14 protein-coding genes are annotated in these 17,694 nt (G+C 69.5%); 5 read left to right on the top strand and 9 right to left on the bottom strand.

The annotated features are described in order from the left end of the window. Positions 1-127: 127 nt before the first annotated feature. The 5 genes from tal (at position 128) to pgl (ending at position 6,211) form a co-directional block, all read left to right on the top strand. A complete protein-coding gene (gene tal / locus BOSE127_RS16710; protein ID WP_159558051.1) occupies positions 128-1,240 on the top strand; it encodes a transaldolase in 1,113 nt (370 codons plus the stop codon). Next, positions 1,240-2,838, top strand: a complete 1,599-nt coding sequence (locus tag BOSE127_RS16705; RefSeq protein ID WP_017887261.1) for a hypothetical protein — start codon at positions 1,240-1,242, stop codon at positions 2,836-2,838. The genes tal and BOSE127_RS16705 overlap by 1 nt, the downstream gene beginning before the upstream one ends. 22 nt (positions 2,839-2,860) lie before the next feature. Next, positions 2,861-4,399, top strand: a complete 1,539-nt coding sequence (zwf, locus tag BOSE127_RS16700; protein WP_017887260.1) for a glucose-6-phosphate dehydrogenase — start codon at positions 2,861-2,863, stop codon at positions 4,397-4,399. Then, positions 4,396-5,340 (top strand): glucose-6-phosphate dehydrogenase assembly protein OpcA, encoded by a 945-nt coding sequence (locus BOSE127_RS16695; RefSeq protein ID WP_027465684.1) that lies wholly within the window; start codon positions 4,396-4,398, stop codon positions 5,338-5,340. The genes zwf and BOSE127_RS16695 overlap by 4 nt, the downstream gene beginning before the upstream one ends. Before the next feature lie 100 nt (positions 5,341-5,440). Then, on the top strand, positions 5,441-6,211 hold the full coding sequence (pgl, locus tag BOSE127_RS16690) for a 6-phosphogluconolactonase (RefSeq protein WP_017887258.1): 771 nt from the start codon (positions 5,441-5,443) through the stop codon (positions 6,209-6,211). Between the two features lie 299 nt (positions 6,212-6,510). Here pgl and BOSE127_RS16685 read toward each other — a convergent pair whose 3' ends face one another. The 9 genes from BOSE127_RS16685 to uvrA all read right to left on the bottom strand — a co-directional run bounded on the left by BOSE127_RS16685 (position 6,511) and on the right by uvrA (position 17,683). Further along, positions 6,511-6,879, bottom strand: a complete 369-nt coding sequence (locus BOSE127_RS16685; RefSeq protein WP_027465686.1) for an RNA polymerase-binding protein RbpA — start codon at positions 6,877-6,879, stop codon at positions 6,511-6,513. Between the two features lie 3 nt (positions 6,880-6,882). Then, positions 6,883-7,134 (bottom strand): preprotein translocase subunit SecG, encoded by a 252-nt coding sequence (secG, locus tag BOSE127_RS16680; RefSeq protein WP_017887256.1) that lies wholly within the window; start codon positions 7,132-7,134, stop codon positions 6,883-6,885. Positions 7,135-7,242: 108 nt separating this feature from the next. Then, positions 7,243-8,022 (bottom strand): triose-phosphate isomerase, encoded by a 780-nt coding sequence (gene tpiA / locus BOSE127_RS16675; protein WP_031259782.1) that lies wholly within the window; start codon positions 8,020-8,022, stop codon positions 7,243-7,245. Further along, positions 8,019-9,236, bottom strand: coding sequence for a phosphoglycerate kinase (locus tag BOSE127_RS16670; protein ID WP_017887254.1), 1,218 nt, complete (start codon positions 9,234-9,236; stop codon positions 8,019-8,021). The genes tpiA and BOSE127_RS16670 overlap by 4 nt, the downstream gene beginning before the upstream one ends. A gap of 3 nt (positions 9,237-9,239) precedes the next feature. After that, positions 9,240-10,244, bottom strand: a complete 1,005-nt coding sequence (gap, locus tag BOSE127_RS16665; RefSeq protein WP_017887253.1) for a type I glyceraldehyde-3-phosphate dehydrogenase — start codon at positions 10,242-10,244, stop codon at positions 9,240-9,242. Positions 10,245-10,513: 269 nt separating this feature from the next. Then, positions 10,514-11,494 (bottom strand): DNA-binding protein WhiA, encoded by a 981-nt coding sequence (gene whiA / locus BOSE127_RS16660; RefSeq protein ID WP_017887252.1) that lies wholly within the window; start codon positions 11,492-11,494, stop codon positions 10,514-10,516. A 74-nt stretch (positions 11,495-11,568) separates the two neighbouring features. Then, positions 11,569-12,468, bottom strand: coding sequence for an RNase adapter RapZ (gene rapZ / locus BOSE127_RS16655; protein WP_140448078.1), 900 nt, complete (start codon positions 12,466-12,468; stop codon positions 11,569-11,571). A 103-nt stretch (positions 12,469-12,571) separates the two neighbouring features. After that, positions 12,572-14,626, bottom strand: coding sequence for an excinuclease ABC subunit UvrC (gene uvrC / locus BOSE127_RS16650; RefSeq protein WP_042540917.1), 2,055 nt, complete (start codon positions 14,624-14,626; stop codon positions 12,572-12,574). Next, positions 14,627-17,683 carry an excinuclease ABC subunit UvrA gene (gene uvrA / locus BOSE127_RS16645; RefSeq protein WP_056068716.1) on the bottom strand — a complete coding sequence of 1,019 codons (3,057 nt, stop codon included), beginning with the start codon at positions 17,681-17,683 and terminating at the stop codon, positions 14,627-14,629. Positions 17,684-17,694: the final 11 nt, after the last annotated feature.

The following is a 17,694-nucleotide window of genomic DNA, read 5'->3' as shown; positions in this document are numbered from 1 at the left end:
CGGGTCCGGTTTCCGGATCCGGCCCTTCTTCCGGGAGGCCCGGCTCGGTTCCGCCACGGGCCTCCCGTCCCCGAAACCCCGACTCACGGTCCTCACGGACCCGTCGATGAAAGAAGAAGAGAAACACATGGCTGAGAACACCCCCACCGCCGCCCTCTCCGCGGTCGGCGTGAGCATCTGGCTCGACGACCTCTCCCGCGAGCTCCTCGAGACCGGCAAGCTCACCGAGCTCATCGAGCAGAAGAACGTCGTCGGTGTGACGACGAACCCGACGATCTTCGCGTCGGCCCTCGCCAAGGGCGAGCGCTACGACGCGCAGGTCAAGGAGCTCGCCGCTGCGGGCACCGACGTGACCGACGCGATCTTCGCGATCACCACGCAGGACGTCGCGAACGCATCCGACGTCTTCAAGCCGATCTACGACGAGACCAAGGGCTTCGACGGCCGCGTCTCGATCGAGGTCGAGCCGGGTCTGGCGCACGACACCGCCAAGACCATCGAGCAGGCCAAGTTCCTGTTCGAGAAGGTCGGCAAGGAGAACGTCCTCATCAAGATCCCGGCGACGCTCGAGGGTCTCGAGGCGATCACCGAGGTCATCGGCGCGGGCATCTCCGTCAACGTCACGCTGATCTTCTCGCTCGAGCGCTACCGCGCCGTCATCGACGCCTACCTCGGTGGGCTCGAGAAGGCCAAGGCCGCCGGCGACGACCTCTCCAAGATCCACTCGGTCGCGTCGTTCTTCGTGTCGCGCGTCGACTCCGAGATCGACAAGCGCCTGGACGCCGTCGGCACCGACGAGGCCAAGGCCCTGAAGTCAAAGGCCGGCATCGCCAACGCGCAGCTCGCCTACCAGGTCTGGACCGAGGCGTTCGCCTCCGAGCGCGCCCTGGGCCTGCTCGAGTCCGGTGCCAACACGCAGCGTCCGCTCTGGGCCTCGACCGGTGTCAAGGACCCGTCGCTCCCCGACACGCTCTACGTGACCGAGCTCGCCGCCCCGAACACCGTCAACACGATGCCGGGCAAGACGCTCGACGCCACGTTCGACCACGGTGAGATCCACGGCGACGCCATCGCCGGCACCTTCGACCAGGCGCAGCAGGTCCTCGACCAGCTCGCCGCGCAGGGTGTCGACTACGACGAGGTCGTCGCGCTGCTCGAGAAGGAGGGCGTGGACAAGTTCAACGTCTCCTGGGGCGAGCTCGTCGACACCGTCAAGGCAGCGCTCGAGGGCGCCAAGTAGTGACGGTTTCCATCGCAGCCAGCGGCGACGCCGCGCGGGCCATCGAACAGGTGGTCCCGCGGCTCGTCGCTGACCTGGTGGCCTCGGGCATCACCGCCCAGGACGCCGATCTGTGGGGAGCCACCGCCGAGGCCGAGGCGTCGAAGCGCCTCGGTTGGGTGGAGGCCGTCTCGGTCTCCCGCCCGCTCGTCGCCGAGGTGACCGCGCTGCGCGAGTCGCTCCGTGCCGAAGGGGTCGACCACGTCGTCCTCGCCGGCATGGGCGGCTCGTCGCTCGCACCCGAGGTCATCACGCGCACGGCCGGTGTCCCCCTCACGGTCCTCGACTCGACCGATCCCGCGCAGGTCCACGCTGCCGTGACGACCGACCTCGAGCGCACCGTGCTCGTCGTCTCGTCGAAGTCCGGTTCGACGCTCGAGACCGATTCGCAGCGCCGGGTCTACGAGCAGGCGTTCCGCGACGCCGGCATCGACCCGGCCGGCCGCATCGTCGTCGTCACCGACCCGGGCTCCGCGCTCGAGGCAGCCGCGACCGACGCCGGGTACCGCGTCTTCACTGCCGACCCCACCGTCGGCGGCCGCTACTCCGCGCTCACCGCCTTCGGCCTCGTGCCGTCCGGTCTCGCCGGAGCGGACATCGCCGAGCTCCTCGACGAAGCCGACGCCATCTCCGCGCTGCTCTCGGTCGACCTGGACGAGAACCCCGGGCTCGTGCTCGGTGCGGTCCTCGCCGGCACCGAGCCGCTGCGCGACAAGATCGCCATCGTGCCCGACGGCACGCACATCGTCGGTTTCGGCGACTGGGTCGAACAGCTGATCGCGGAGTCGACCGGCAAGGACGGCCGCGGCCTGCTGCCCGTCGTGCTGCACGCGGACTCCCCCGAGGTCACCGCCGGCCTGCCCGACGTCCAGGTCATCCGCCTGGTCGGTTCGCGCGAGGACGAGCGTCACGTGGCCGAGGGCGAGGTCGAGATCACCGGCACGCTCGGTGGCCAGATCCTCGTCTGGGAGTACGCCGTCGCGGTCGCCGGTCGCCTGCTCGGCATCAACCCGTTCGACCAGCCCGACGTCGAGGCCGCCAAGGTCGCGACGCGCGCACTGCTCGACGACCGCCCCGCCGCGGCTGAGCCGGCGTTCTCCGAGGACGGCATCGCCGTCCGCGCGACGCCCGGACTCGCCATCGGTGCGACGCTCTCGGAAGCCGTGTCGGGCCTGGTGTCCGCACTCGACCCGACCGGCTACGTGTCGGTGCAGGCGTACGTCGACCGCACCGCGAACAGCGGCCTCGAGTCGCTGCGCGACGCGATCGCGGCGCGCACGGAACGCCCCGTCACCTTCGGGTACGGCCCGCGGTTCCTGCACTCGACCGGCCAGTACCACAAGGGCGGCCCCGCAACGGGAGTGTTCCTGCAGATCGTGGCCGACGAAGCCGAGGACCTGGCGATCCCGGGTCGGCCGTTCACGTTCGGGCAGCTCCTCCAGGCCCAGGCGGCCGGTGACGCGAGTGTCCTCGCCGAACACGGCCGACCGGTCCTCACCCTCACCACGTCGGACGTCCTCGCCGCCACCGCGGCGATCGCGGCCGCCGTCTCCCCCTGACTCGTAAGGAGTTCACCGACTCATGTCACCGGTGGCAATCACCCCGGAGCACAACCCGCTCCGGCTGCCGACGGATCGTCGACTGAACCGGATCGCGGGACCGAGCACGCTCATCATCTTCGGTGTGACGGGCGACCTGTCACGCAAGAAGCTGATGCCCGCGGTCTACGACCTGGCCAACCGAGGGCTCCTGCCCCCGGGGTTCGCGCTCGTCGGGTTCGCTCGTCGCGACTGGGAGGACCAAGACTTCTCCCAGCTCGTGCACGACGCCGTCAAGGAGCACTCCCGCACCCCGTTCGACGAGGACGTCTGGCGTCAGCTCGAACAGGGCATCCGCTTCGTGCAGGGCTCGTTCGACGACCCCGAGGCGTTCCGCGAGCTCAAGCGCACCGTCGACGACCTCGACGCCGAGCGCGGGACGCTGGGCAACCACGCGTTCTACCTGTCCATCCCACCCAAGATGTTCCCGGTCGTCACCGAGCAGCTCAAGCTGTCCGGGCTGACCGAGAAGCGCGAGGGCTCCTGGAGCCGCGTGGTCGTCGAGAAGCCGTTCGGCTCCGACCTCCGCACCGCGCGCGAGCTCAACGCGATCGTCGAGAGCGTCTTCGCTCCCGACGACGTGTTCCGCATCGACCACTACCTCGGCAAGGAGACCGTCCAGAACCTCCTGACGCTCCGGTTCGCGAACCAGATGTACGAACCCATCTGGAACTCGAACTACGTCGACCACGTGCAGATCACGATGGCCGAGGACATCGGCGTCGCCGGACGAGCCGCGTACTACGACGGCATCGGCGCGGCGCGCGACGTCATCCAGAACCACCTGCTGCAGCTCCTCGCGCTCACCGCGATGGAGGAGCCCGTCTCGTTCAAGGCCGCGGACCTGCGCGCCGAGAAGGAGAAGGTGCTCTCCGCCGTGCGTCTGCCCGAGGACCTCTCCACCGCAACCGCCCGCGGGCAGTACGCCGGTGGGTGGCAGGGCGGCGAGAAGGTGCTCGGCTTCCTCGAGGAAGGCGGCATGGACCCCGAGTCCGGCACCGAGACCTACGCGGCGATCAAGCTCGACATCGCCACGCGTCGCTGGCAGGGCGTCCCGTTCTACCTGCGCGCCGGCAAGCGTCTCGGCCGTCGTGTGACCGAGATCGCGATCGTGTTCAAGCGCGTCCCCGAGGACGTCTACGGCAACTCGCAGTCCCCGCTCGGGCAGAACGCCCTGGTGATCCGCGTCCAGCCGGACGAGGGCGTCACGCTCCGCTTCGGCTCGAAGGTCCCGGGCGTCGGCACCCAGGTGCGCGACGTGACGATGGACTTCGGCTACGGCCACGCGTTCACCGAGGCATCCCCCGAGGCGTACGAGCGACTCATCCTCGATGTGCTCCTCGGTGACCCGCCGCTGTTCCCGCGGCACCAGGAGGTCGAGCTGTCCTGGAAGATCCTCGACCCCATCGAGGAGTTCTGGGCCACGCAGGGCCAGCCCGAGCAGTACCGTCCCGGCACGTGGGGTCCGGCATCCGCCGATGCCCTGCTCGCCCGCGACGGTCGGACCTGGAGGCGTCCGTGAAGATCGACATGCCCGACACCACGGTGTCGAAGATCCAGAAGAAGCTCGTCCGCATCCGCGAAGAGGGCGGCGCCGTCGCCCTCGGCCGGGTGCTGACCCTCATCATCTCGACGGCCCTCGGCCACGAGGAAGAGGCGATCGAGGCGGCGAACGAAGCGTCCCGCGAGCACCCGATGCGCGTGATCATCGTCTCGAAGAACAGCGGTGACACGAAGTCCCCCGGGCGCCTCGACGCGCAGATCCGTGTCGGCAGCGACGCGGGTGCGAGCGAGGTCATCGTCCTCCGTGCGTACGGCGAGACCGCGACCGACGAGGAGAGCCTGGTCACCGGGCTCCTGCTGCCGGACGCACCCGTCGTGGCCTGGTGGCCGCAGACGGCGCCGGAGCAGCCCGCGGCGTCGGCCCTGGGCCGCATCGCGCAGCGCCGGATCACCGACGCTGCCGCGCAGAAGGACCCGAACGGTGCGATCGAGGCCCTCGGCGCGTCCTACGTGCCGGGTGACACCGACTTCGCCTGGACCCGTCTCACCCTGTGGCGGAACCAGCTCGCCGCGGCGCTCGACCAGCCGCCGTACGAGCCGATCACCGCGGTCGAGGTCTCCGGAGCGTCCGACAGCCCATCGACGATCCTGCTCGCCGCCTGGCTGCAGCTGCAGCTCCAGGTGCCGGTGTCCGTCGTCACGTCGCCCCGTGCGACGGGGTCGAGCGGTATCCACGGCGTGAAGCTCGTCCGCGAGTCCGGGACCATCGAGCTCGAGCGTTCCCTGGTGGACGTCGCCACGCTCTCGATGCCCGGGCAGCCGACGCACGACCTGTCGCTGCCACGCCGCAACCTGCGTGACTGCCTGGCCGAGGAACTCCGTAGACTCGACCCGGACGTCCTCTTCGGAGACGTCGTCAAGCACGGGGTGCCCCAGCTGCGCGAGACCATCGCCCGCTGATCCACACCCCACACGGTCGGGCCGTCTGTCTGGTGCAGGCGGCCCGACCGGACCGAAGGCGGTCGGACGACCGGTCGGCCGCCACGAACACGGGAGTCACGTGACCAACGAACGGCGGGTGCTCGTGCACCCCGACAAGCAGGCCCTCGGCGCTTCGGTCGCCGCACGCTTCATCACCAAGATCATCGACGTGCTCGACGAGCAGGAGCGTGCCGACATCGCGATCAGCGGTGGCTCGGTGTCGTCCCTCGTCCTCGCCGCGATCGGCCAGTCGCCGGCGCGCGAGAGCGTCGACTGGTCGAAGGTGCACGTCTGGTGGGTCGACGAGCGCTGGGTCCCGTCGGACGACGCCGACCGCAACACCACCGGCACGCAGACCGACTTCTTCGACCACGTGGACATCCCCGCGTCGAACATCCACCCGATGCCGGCCTCGGACGGCGGGCTCGACATCGAGGCCGCTGCGAGCCAGTACGAGCGTGAGCTGCAGGACGCCGCGCCCGAGGGTGCCGTTGCTCCGCGTTTCGACATCACCCTGCTGGGTGTCGGCCCGGACGGACACACCGCGTCGCTCTTCCCGGAGTTCCCGCAGCTCACCGTCACCGACCGCGCTGTCGTGTCGGTGGACGACTCCCCCAAGCCGCCGCCGCAGCGCTTGACCGTCACCTACCCGGTGATCAACGCCTCGCAGCGCGTCTGGGTCATCCTGTCCGGCGCCGAGAAGGCGTCGGTGCTGGGGCTCGCCCTCGCCGGCGCGTCGGTCGACGACGTCCCCGTCGGAGGCGTGCAGGGCCGCAAGCGCACCGTCTTCTTCGTCGACCAGGACGCCGCCCGCGACGTCCCCGAGAACCTGATCGCGTCGACGTACTAGACGCGCGTTCCTGACGGACAGGAGGCCCGGTGCCAGCTGGCACCGGGCCTCCTGTCCGTCAGTGGTCGCGACCACCGCGCGCGGTCACGACGCCCCGCCGTCGCGATACCGGGCGGTCACGAACTGTCGCCCGCGCGCGCCGCAGGCGACACAACGTGCAACCCCGGCGCACCGCAGGCGGCATGTCGTGACCACTCCACTCGACGAGCCGGCTCCCCGCGCGCCCTCCTCCCCCGACGGACGGACGCACGAAGGCCCCCACACCATCCGGTGCGGGGGCCTTCGTCAGTGTGTGGGCGCTACGCCTTCTTCGCCGCGGTGCCGCGACGCTCGCGGAGCTGCTGCAGCGCGTCTTCGAGGAGCTGCGCTGCCTCTTCCTCGGTGCGGCGTTCCTTCACGTACGCGAGGTGGGTCTTGTAGGGCTCCGTCTTGGAGACCACGGGAGGGTTCTCCTTGTCGCGCCCAGCCGGGAGACCACTCGACGGCGAGTCCACCGTCTCGGGGATCTCCTCGTCGGGGAGGTTGGCGGCGAAGTACCGCACGACCTCGTTGCCGAGGGCGTCCCAGTACGAGATCGCCACGCGCTCGGCCTGGACCCCGCGGTCCTGTTCGCCCATCGGTCCCGCGCCGACGCGAGACCCTCGGATTGCACTGCCTCCGCTTGCCATGGATCAGACCCCCGCCGTGAACTTGTTGATGAGACCGAGCACGATGATGGAAACGATCCAGACCAGACCGAGGATCACCGTGATGCGGTTGAGGTTGCGCTCGGCCACGCCGGACGCACCGAGGTTGCTCGTGACCCCACCGCCGAACATGTCGGAGAGGCCACCACCGCGGCCCTTGTGCAGCAGGATGAGGAGCGTGAGCAGGAGGCTCGTGATTGCGAGCAGGACCTGCAGCACGACGGAGAGTATCGCCACGACGTACCTTTCGTGTCAGTCAGCCGTACCAGTGTACCGGCCGCGCGGAGCACGGCCGGTACCTGGACGGGAGTGGTGCGGACGACTGCCCGCGACGACGCCTGTGGACTACAGCCCGACGTGCTGACGGAACCGCGCGATGGCCGCGAACTCCTGCACGTCGAGCGAAGCGCCACCGACGAGCGCGCCGTCGATGTCGGGCTCGCGGAGGAACCCCGCGATGTTGCCGGACTTGACCGAGCCGCCGTAGAGCACCCGGGTGTCCGCAGCGGCCTGGTCGCCCCAGGCAGCAGCGATGCCGCGACGGATGGCCGCGCACTCGTCCTGCGCCTGCTCGGCCGTGGCCGCCTGGCCGGACCCGATGGCCCAGACCGGCTCGTACGCCACGACGATGTCGGCCGGCTTGACCGCGTCGAGCACGACGCGGAGCTGCTCGACCGGCACGACACCGGCGCCGCGCTCCTCACGCTGCTCGCCGGTCTCGCCGACGCACACCACGGGGACGAGGCCGTGCTTGACTGCCGCTGCGGTCTTCGCCGCGACGACCTCGTCGGTCTCACCGTGCAGCGTGCGCCGCTCGGAGTGGCCGACGATGACGTACTGGGCGTCGAGCGCCGCCAGGAACGCGCCGGAGACGTCACCGGTGTAGGCACCGGAGTCGAACTGCGACAGGTCCTGCGCACCGAAGTGGATCGGCAGCTTGTCGGCCGAGATGAGCGTCTGCACGCTCCGCAGGTCCGTGAACGGCGGGAAGACCGCGACCTCGACGTCGTCGAAGTCGTGCCGGGCGTCCTTGAGGGTCCACGCGAGCTTCTGCACCGTGGCGATGGCCTGGAGGTGGTCCAGGTTCATCTTCCAGTTGCCCGCGATCAACGGAGTCCGGGTCATGCTGTCCACCCCAGTGCTTCGAGACCAGGCAGCGACTTGCCCTCGAGGAACTCGAGGCTCGCACCGCCACCGGTCGAGATGTGGCCGAACTGGTCGTCCGAGAAGCCGAGCGAGCGCACGGCGGCAGCGGAGTCGCCACCACCGACGACGCCGAGGCCGTCGACCTCGGTGAGCGCCTGCGCGACGGTCTTCGTGCCGGCGGCGAAGGCCGGGAACTCGAACACGCCCATCGGGCCGTTCCAGAACACGGTCTTCGAACCCGAGACGGCCGAGGCGAACCGCGCTGCGGTCTCCGGGCCGATGTCGAGGCCGATGCCGTCCGCTCCGAACGACGAGGACTCGATGGCGTCCGCCGCGACGGTCTCGTGGTCGGCGTCGGCCGCGAAGCCGGATGCCACCACGACGTCGGTCGGCAGGTCGATGGTGACGCCGAGCTCCTTCGCACGCGAGAGGTACTCGCGGACGACGTCGAGCTGGTCGGCTTCGAGCAGCGACTTCGCGACCCCGTGGCCCTGGGCCGCGAGGAAGGTGAAGAGCATGCCGCCGCCGATGCACAGCGTGTCGACCTTCGGCAGGATGTGGTCGATGACACCGAGCTTGTCGCTGACCTTCGACCCGCCGAGCACGACCGTGTACGGCCGTTCCGGCGAGGTGGTCAGCCGCTCGAGCACCCGCAGTTCGGTCTCGATGAGCGACCCGGCCGCGCTGGGCAGCGCGGACGCGAGCTCGTAGACCGAGGCCTGCTTGCGGTGTACGACACCGAAGCCGTCGGAGACGAAGGCGTCACCGAGGGCCGCGATGCGGTCCGCGAAGGCGCTCCGCGCGGCGGCGTCCTTCGAGGTCTCCTCCGGGTTGAACCGGAGGTTCTCGAGCAGCAGGACGTCGCCGTCCTCGAGGGCCTCGGCCGCGGCGGTCGCTTCGTCGCCGACGGTCTCGCCGACGAACGTGACCTCTTTGCCGAGCAGCTCGGAGAGCCGCTGGGCGACCGGCGCGAGCGAGAACTCGGGCTTGGGCTCCCCGTCGGGGCGACCCAGGTGCGAGATCACGATGACGCGCGCGCCGGCGTTGACGAGGGTGTTCAGGGTGGTCAGCGACGCCCGCACGCGGCCGTCGTCCGTGATGGTGCCGTCCTTGAGCGGGACGTTCAGGTCACAACGGACGACGACACGCTTGCCGGCGAGGTCGCCGAGGTCCTCGAGGGTGCGGAGGGCCATGTGTTACAGACGCTCGCCGACGTACTCGGTGAGGTCGACGAGGCGGTTCGAGTAGCCCCACTCGTTGTCGTACCACGAGGTGATCTTCACGAGGCCGCCGATGACCTTGGTCAGGCCGGAGTCGTAGATCGAGGAGTGCGGGTCCGTGGTGATGTCGGTCGACACCAGCGGGTCCTCGCTGTAGAGCAGGATGCCCTTGAGGGGACCTTCTGCGGCCTCCTTGTAGGCGGCGTTGATCTCGTCGACGGTGACCTCAGACTTGGTCTCGAGGGTGAGGTCGGTGATCGAGCCGGTGGGGACCGGGACCCGCAGGGCGAAGCCGTCGAGCTTGCCGGCGAGCTCCGGCATGACCTGGCCGATGGCCTTGGCGGCACCGGTCGAGGTCGGGACGATGTTCAGCGCGGCGGCGCGGGCACGACGGGGGTCCTTGTGCGGGCCGTCCTGCAGGTTCTGGTCGGCGGTGTAGGCGTGCACCGTCGTCATGAGGCCACGCTCGATGCCGAACTTGTCGTGGAACACCTTGGCGAGCGGCGCGAGGCTGTTCGTGGTGCAGGACGCGTTCGAGATGATGTGGTGGTTCGCAGCGTCGTACTGGTCCTCGTTCACGCCGAGCACGATGGTGACGTCGTCACCCGAGGCCGGGGCGGAGATGATGACCTTCTTGGCACCGGCGTCGATGTGCTTCTGCGCGTCGGCGGCCTTGGTGAAGAACCCGGTCGACTCGATGACGATGTCGACACCCAGCTCGCCCCAGGGCAGGTTGGCGGGGTCGCGCTCGGCGAGGACCTTGATGGCCTTGCCGTCGACGACGATGTTGTCGCCGTCGAGCTCGACGGAGACGCCGAGACGACCCGTGATGGAGTCGAACTTCAGCAGGTTGGCGAGCGACGCGTTGTCGGTGAGGTCGTTCACCGCCACGATCTCGAGGTCGGAGCCCTTCGCGAGGGCGGCCCGGAAGAAGTTACGGCCGATGCGGCCGAAGCCGTTGATACCGATCTTGACGGTCAATGGATCTCCTGGTGAGTGTGGAGCGCCCAGGGGGCGCTGCTTTCGGGAGTCGCGCACCCTGGCGGGCCCGCGTGTGGTGGACGATACGCCCCGTAACGTCGCCGTAACGACCCTAGCAGTCGGACACTGCGTGCCCGAGCGGGATGACGGTCCGTCCGGACGGTCGCCGACCAGGCCTGGCACGGGTCCGGGAACGGGTGCGGAAACGGACGGGAGGCGCGGTGCCAGCTGGCACCGCGCCTCCCGTCCGCAGGGTCGACAGACCCGTGTCAGACCCCTTCGAGCTCCTCGGGAACACTCGCTTCGGTACCCGGGATGCCGAGGTCGGAGGCCCGCTTGTCGGCCATCGCCAGCAGGCGACGGATGCGACCCGCGATGGCGTCCTTGGTCATGGGCGGGTCCGCGTGCTGGCCGAGCTCGTCGAGCGAGGCGTCGCGGTGCTGCAGGCGCAGCGTTCCGGCGTACTGCAGGTGGTCGGGGACGTCCTCGCCGAGGATCTCGAGCGCGCGCTCGACCCGGGCGCAGGCGGCCACGGCGGCCTGCGCGGAACGGCGCAGGTTCGCGTCGTCGAAGTTGACCAGGCGGTTCGCGGTCGCACGGACCTCGCGGCGCTGGCGCATCTCCTCCCAGTCGGCGGTGGTGCGTGCGGCGCCCATGACGGTCAGCATCTGACCGATGGCCTCACCGTCGCGGATGACGACGCGGTGGACCCCGCGGACCTCGCGGCCCTTGGCGGCGACACCGAGACGCGACGCGGCACCGACGAGGGCCATCGCGGCCTCGTTGCCGGGGCAGGTGACCTCGAGCGCAGCGGCCCGACCGGGGTCGGTCAGGGTGCCGGAGGCGAGGAACGCACCACGCCAGATGGCGGCGAGGTCCTCGCGGTTGCCCGTGGTCAGGCGGTTCGGCAGCCCGCGGACGGGTCGACGACGGGCGTCCATCAGGCCGGTCTGGCGAGCGAGGGTCTCCCCCGCCTCGAGCACGCGGACCAGGTAGCGGGTCCCGCGACGGGAAGATGCGGACGACCCCACCGACGCCTCGCTGCGCACGCCGTACAGCTCGGCGAGGTCCTTGCGGACCCGGTGCACGATGATCCGGGTGTCGAGCTCGACCTCGACCGCGATGCGGCCCGAGATGACGTGCAGACCACCGGCGAACCGGAGGATCGTGGCCAGTTCGGCGGCGCGGACCGTGTTGCGGTTCACGGCGACCCTGGCCAGTTCGTCCTTGACCTCGGCAGTCAACGGCACAGCATCATTCCTAACTTCATTCAGTGGTTCCCGCAGATCCGGCGGCACGGGCGTGGGAGCGGCCGGAGGGACGGTCACTCCCGGCCGAGATCTCGGTTCTTCACACGCACGGCGACGCCTGGCATCCCGCGGAGGAGGTTCGCCAACTCGGCGACGATGGCGACCGAGCGGTGCTTCCCGCCGGTACAGCCGATGGCGATCGTAGCGTGTCTTTTGTTCTCGCGCTGGTACCCCTCGAAGACCGGCTCGAGCACGGAGGCGTAGCGGTCGACGAACGGACGGGCTCCGGCCTGGGCGAGGACGTAGTCCGACACGGGCTGGTCGAGGCCGGTGTGGGGCCGCAGTTCCGGCACCCAGTAGGGGTTCGGCAGGAACCGGACGTCCGCCACCATGTCGGCGTCGGCGGGCAGTCCGTACTTGAACCCGAAGCTCATCAGCGTGACCTGGAGTCCCACGAAGTGCTCGTCGGCGAACTGTTCGATGACGGTGTTCGCGAGCTGGTGGATGTTGAGGTCGGAGGTGTCGATCACCACGTCGGACGCCTCACGCAGGCCGGCGAGACGCGCGCGTTCGCGGGCGATGCCGTCGAGCAGGGTGTCCTCGCCCTGGAGTGGGTGGGGTCGGCGCACCTGCTCGAACCGTCGGACCAGCACGGCGTCGGTCGCCTCGAGGAACAGCACCCGGACCCGCGCGGACGTGCTCGAGCGGACCTGCTCGACCGCGTGCTCGGGGTCGGTGAAGAACCGCCCGCCCCGGACGTCGACCACCGTGGCGATCTTCGGGATCTTCTCGCCCGCACGGTCGGCGAGCTCGGTCAGCGGGGCCAGCATCTGCGTGGGCAGGTTGTCGACGACGTACCAGCCCAGGTCTTCCAGGGCCTTGCCGACCGTGGACCGCCCGGCCCCGGACATGCCGGTGACGATGAGGATGTCGTGCTGCGACGCGTGTGTGGTCGCGGTGGCGCTGTCGGTCATCTGGGAGTGGGCTCCGTCGTGGCGGCCCGGGCGCGTCGCCCGGGGAGGTCTCGGCTGCCGCACCAGGCTACCGCCCGGTGACGGACGGGAGGCGTGGGGTTCGTCACGACGGTCGCTGCGGACCGTCGCTGGTCACCTCGGGGACCCGCACCGGGCCTCCGGGGTGGGTAACGGTCTGCTGGGTGGCTGCGTCCTCGGTCACGGTGTCCGCGATCGCGTCGGCGTCCGGCTCGGGGGCGCTGGACGCGCTCGTGGCCGGTGCGCTCGTCGGCGTCTGGGCCAGCTTCGAGACGACCGCGGCAGCCGTCGCCGGACCGATCCCGTTCACCTCGCCGATGTCCTCGGCCGTGGCTTCACGCAGCCGGGCGACCGATCCGAAGTGCTTCAGCAGGGCGTTCACGCGACTCGGTCCGAGACCGGGGATCTCGGACAGCCGTGAGCGCACGTCGCGCTTGCGCTTGCTGCGCTGGTGGGTGATCGCGAACCGGTGCGCCTCGTCACGGATCCGCTGGATCAGGAACAGCGCCTCGGAGTTGCGGGGCAGGATCACCGGGAAGTCGTCGTCCGGCAGCCAGAGTTCCTCGAGCCGCTTGGCGATGCCGACCAGGGCGATGTCGTGCACGCCGGCTTCGTCCATCGCGCGCTTCGCGGCCTGCACCTGGGGCTGGCCGCCGTCGACGATCAGCAGCTGCGGACGGTAGGCGAACCGCTTCGTCGGCTTCGACCCCTCGACGACCTCGTCCGTCGTGACGTCGGGGACGTCCGGCAGCTCGGCGTCCTCGTCCAGCCGGGCCAGGCGCCGCGACAGCACCTGGTGCATGCTGTCGGTGTCGTCGGTGGTCTCGGCGATCGAGTACCGGCGGTACTGGTCCTTGCGCGGCAGACCGTCCTCGAACACCACCATCGAGGCGACGACGTTCGTGCCCTGCAGGTGCGAGATGTCGTAGCACTCCATGCGGAGCGGCGCCTCGGTCATGCCGAGGGCGTCCTGGATGTCGGCGAGTGCTGCGGCCCGGGTGGTGTAGTCGGCGGAGCGCTTGGTCTTGTAGAGCATGAGCGCCTGCCCGGCGTTCTGCGCAGCCGTCCGGGCGAGACCCGCACGGTCGCCGCGCTGGGCGGTGCTGAGCTTCGTGCCACGCCCGTTCCGGCGCTTGCTGAGCCACTCCTGGAGCGCGTCGGCGTCCTCTGGCAGCTCGGGGACGACGACTTCGCGCGGGGGTTCGTCGGTGACGTAGACGCCCTGCACGATCTGCTCGACGAGGTCGCCGGTGGCGATGTCGAGTTCCTTGTCGACCACCCAGCCGCGGACACCGCGGATGCGGCCGCCCCGGACCGAGAACAACTGCACGGCGGCGGCGAGCTCGTCTTCCGCGATGCCGAACAGGTCGAGGTCGACCGAGTCACGGAGCACCACGGCGGACTTCTCGAGCACGGCTTCGAGCGCCTCGACCTGGTCGCGGAACTTCGCGGCCTGCTCGTACTGCATCGCGTCGGCGGAGGCGCCCATGCGCTGCCGGAGCTCGGTGATGACCCGACGGTCGTAGGAGTTCATGAAGCGCACGAACTCCTCGACGAGCGCCCGGTGCTCCTCGATCGTGACCTTCTGCGAGCACGGGCCACCGCACTTGCCGATCTGCCCCGGGAAGCACGGGCGGCCGGTCTGCATCGCCTTCTTGTACGAGGAGTCCGAGCACGTCCGGATCGGGAACACCTTGATCATCAGGTCGATGGTGTCGTGCACGGCCCAGATCTTCGGGTACGGACCGAAGTACTTCGCCCCCTTGATCTTGCGGTTGCGCGTCACCATCACCCGCGGCGCTTCGTCACCCAGGGTGACCGCCATGTACGGGTACGACTTGTCGTCGCGGAACTTGACGTTGAAGGGCGGGTCGAACTCCTTGATCCAGGTGTACTCGAGCTGGAGCGCCTCGATCTCGGAACCGACCGTCGTCCACTCGACGCTGCGGGCCGTCAGGACCATCCGCCGGGTGCGCTCGTGCAGCGTCGGGAGCGGGGCGAAGTAGTTGCTCAGCCGGGCGCGGAGGTTCTTCGCCTTGCCGACGTAGAGCACCCGGCCGGCCTCGTCACGCCATCGGTAGACGCCCGGGTCGGTCGGGATCTCCCCCGCCTTCGGACGCCACGGGACGGTGTCCGCCACCTACCGAGCACCCGCCTTCTGCTTGCTCGTCTGCTTGGTCGTGCCCGACTGCTTGCCGCCCTGCTGCTTCTGGGTTGCCTGGCGTGCACCGACGGCCTGTTGCTTGCCGACCCGGGCGTCCTGCGCGTCGAAGATCTCGCGCAGGAAGACACCGGTGTGGCTCTCCGGCACGGTCGCCACGTGCTCCGGGGTGCCCGTCGCCAGGACCGTGCCGCCACCGGAGCCGCCCTCGGGCCCCATGTCGATCAGCCAGTCGGCGGACTTGATGACGTCGAGGTTGTGCTCGATGGTGATGACGGTGTTGCCCTTGTCGACCAGGCTCTGCAGCACGAGGAGGAGCTTGCGGACGTCCTCGAAGTGCAGACCGGTGGTCGGCTCGTCGAGCACGTACACCGTGCGGCCGTTCGAGCGACGCTGCAGCTCGGTGGCCAGCTTGACGCGCTGCGCCTCGCCGCCGGAGAGCGTGGTCGCGCTCTGGCCGAGGCGCACGTAGCCGAGGCCCACGTCGACGAGGGTCGCCATGTAGCGGTGGATCGCGGAGATCGGCTCGAAGAACTCGGCCGCCTCGCTGATCGGCATGTCGAGGACCTCGGAGATGTTCTTGCCCTTGTAGTGCACCTGGAGCGTCTCGCGGTTGTAGCGCGCACCACCGCAGACCTCGCACGCGACGTAGACGTCGGGCAGGAAGTTCATCTCGATCTTGATCGTGCCGTCACCGGCGCAGTTCTCGCAGCGACCGCCCTTGACGTTGAAGCTGAATCGACCGGGCTGGTAGCCGCGGGTCTTCGCTTCCTGCGTCTCGGCGAACAGCTGCCGGATGCGGTCGAACACGCCCGTGTAGGTCGCCGGGTTCGACCGCGGCGTGCGGCCGATCGGTGCCTGGTCGACGTGCACGACCTTGTCGAGCTGGTCGAGGCCCTTCACCCGCGTGTGCTTGCCCGCGATGTGCCGCGCACCGTTGAGCTGGTTGGCGAGCACCTTGTACAGGATGTCGTTCACCAGCGTCGACTTGCCGGAACCGCTGACACCCGTGACCGCGGTGAAGACACCGAGGGGGAAGTCCGCGTCGATCGTCTTCAGGTTGTTCGCCCGAGCGCCCTGCACCGTGATGGCGCGCTTGAGGTTGACCTTGCGACGCTCGGCGGGCACCTCGATCGCACGGCGGCCGGCGAGGTAGTCACCCGTGATCGACTCGCGGTTCTCGATGATGCCCTCGTACGAACCGGAGTGCACCACGTTGCCGCCGTTGACGCCGGCGCCGGGGCCGATGTCGACGACCCAGTCGGCCGTGCGGATCGTGTCTTCGTCGTGCTCGACGACGATGAGCGTGTTGCCGAGGTCCTTGAGCTTGACCAGGGTGTCGATGAGTCGACGGTTGTCACGCTGGTGCAGGCCGATGCTCGGCTCGTCGAGCACGTAGAGCACGCCCGTCAGGCCGGAGCCGATCTGCGTCGCCAGACGGATGCGCTGTGCCTCGCCACCGGAGAGGCCACCGGCACCACGCGCCAGGGTGAGGTAGTTCAGACCGACCTCGAGCAGGAACTCGAGACGCGCGCGGATCTCACGCAGCACCGCCGCGGCGATGTGCGCTTCGCGGTCGGTCAGCGTCAGCTCGTCCATGAACGAGTACGCGTTGTCGAGCGACATGTCGGTGACGTCCGCGATGCTGCGGTCGTTCACCGTCACCGCGAGCACCTCGGGCTTGAGGCGGGTTCCCTCGCACACCGGGCACGGGACCTCGCGCAGGTAGCCCTGGAAGCGCTGCCGCTGCGAGTCCGACTCGGCCTCGGCGAACTTGCGCTCGATGTAGGGCATGACGCCTTCGAAGCCACTCGTGTACCGCATCTCGCGGCCGAAGCGGTTGCGCCAGGAGACCGAGACCTGGAAGTCCTTGCCGGTCAGGATCGACGCCTGGACCGCGGGGTCGAGCTGGTTCCACGGGGTGTCGAGCGAGAAGCCGAGCTCCTTGCCGAGGCCGCCGAGCAGCTTCTCGAAGTAGGAGTACAGCCCGCTGGTGCCGGTCCAGGGCAGCAGGACGCCGTCACGCAACGATGCCTCGGGGTCGCCGAGCACCAGGTCGGGGTCGACCGACATGCGCGTGCCGAGGCCGGAGCACTCGGGGCAGGCACCGAACGGGGCGTTGAACGAGAACGTCCGCGGCTCGATCTCGGTGAGCGCCAGGGGGTGGTTGTTCGGGCAGGAGAGGTTCTCGGAGTAGGTCCGGACCGCCCCGGGTCCCTCGTGGTCCACCAGGTCGATGCCGACGGTGCCGTCGGTCAGCCGCAGCGCGGTCTCGAGCGAGTCGGTGAGCCGCCCGAGGATGTCGTCGCTCGACACCAGGCGGTCGACGATGACCGAGATGTCGTGCTTGACCTGCTTCTTGAGCTTGGGCGGGTCGCTGAGCTGGATGCGCTCCCCGTCGACGATCGCACGGGCGTAGCCGGACGCTGCGAGCTCCTGGAAGAGGTCGACGAACTCGCCCTTCTTCTTGGAGATGACGGGTGCGAGGACCTGGAACCGGGTACCGGTCTCGAACTGCATGAGCTGGTCGGCGATCTGCTGGACGGTCTGCTTGCTGATCACCTCGCCGCACGTCGGGCAGTGCGGTACCCCGATGCGCGCCCAGAGCAGACGCATGTAGTCGTAGACCTCGGTGATCGTGCCGACCGTCGACCGGGGGTTGCGGTTGGTCGACTTCTGGTCGATCGACACCGCCGGCGAGAGCCCCTCGATGAAGTCGACGTCGGGGCGGTCGACCTGGCCGAGGAACTGGCGCGCGTAGGCGGACAGCGACTCGACGTAGCGGCGCTGCCCCTCGGCGAAGATCGTGTCGAAGGCGAGCGAGGACTTGCCCGAGCCGGACAGGCCGGTGAACACGACGAGCGAGTCGCGCGGGATCTCGAGGTCGACGTCACGGAGGTTGTGCACGCGGGCACCGCGCACGCTGAGCGTGGAGGTGCTGTGCGGTGCGTTCCCGCCGGGGAGGTGGAGGTCAGCGGGCTCGCCGAAGGCGTTCCGGCCCGACGTCGAGGTACCGGGGTCAGAGGTGATGGTCATCGTCGTCGAGT

Origin of the sequence: Curtobacterium sp. 8I-2, from assembly GCF_902506155.1 — a bacterium.
GTDB lineage: Bacteria > Actinomycetota > Actinomycetes > Actinomycetales > Microbacteriaceae > Curtobacterium > Curtobacterium poinsettiae.
This window is presented reverse-complemented; position numbering and strand designations above follow the sequence as displayed.

Coding starts and splice junctions, on each gene's coding strand:
- rapZ (WP_140448078.1), bottom strand. CDS start 12,468: ATGACCGACAGCGCCACCGCGACCACACACGCGTCGCAGCACGACATC.
- BOSE127_RS16685 (WP_027465686.1), bottom strand. CDS start 6,879: ATGGCAAGCGGAGGCAGTGCAATCCGAGGGTCTCGCGTCGGCGCGGGA.
- zwf (WP_017887260.1), top strand. CDS start 2,861: ATGTCACCGGTGGCAATCACCCCGGAGCACAACCCGCTCCGGCTGCCG.
- tpiA (WP_031259782.1), bottom strand. CDS start 8,022: ATGACCCGGACTCCGTTGATCGCGGGCAACTGGAAGATGAACCTGGAC.
- uvrA (WP_056068716.1), bottom strand. CDS start 17,683: ATGACCATCACCTCTGACCCCGGTACCTCGACGTCGGGCCGGAACGCC.
- tal (WP_159558051.1), top strand. CDS start 128: ATGGCTGAGAACACCCCCACCGCCGCCCTCTCCGCGGTCGGCGTGAGC.
- BOSE127_RS16670 (WP_017887254.1), bottom strand. CDS start 9,236: ATGGCCCTCCGCACCCTCGAGGACCTCGGCGACCTCGCCGGCAAGCGT.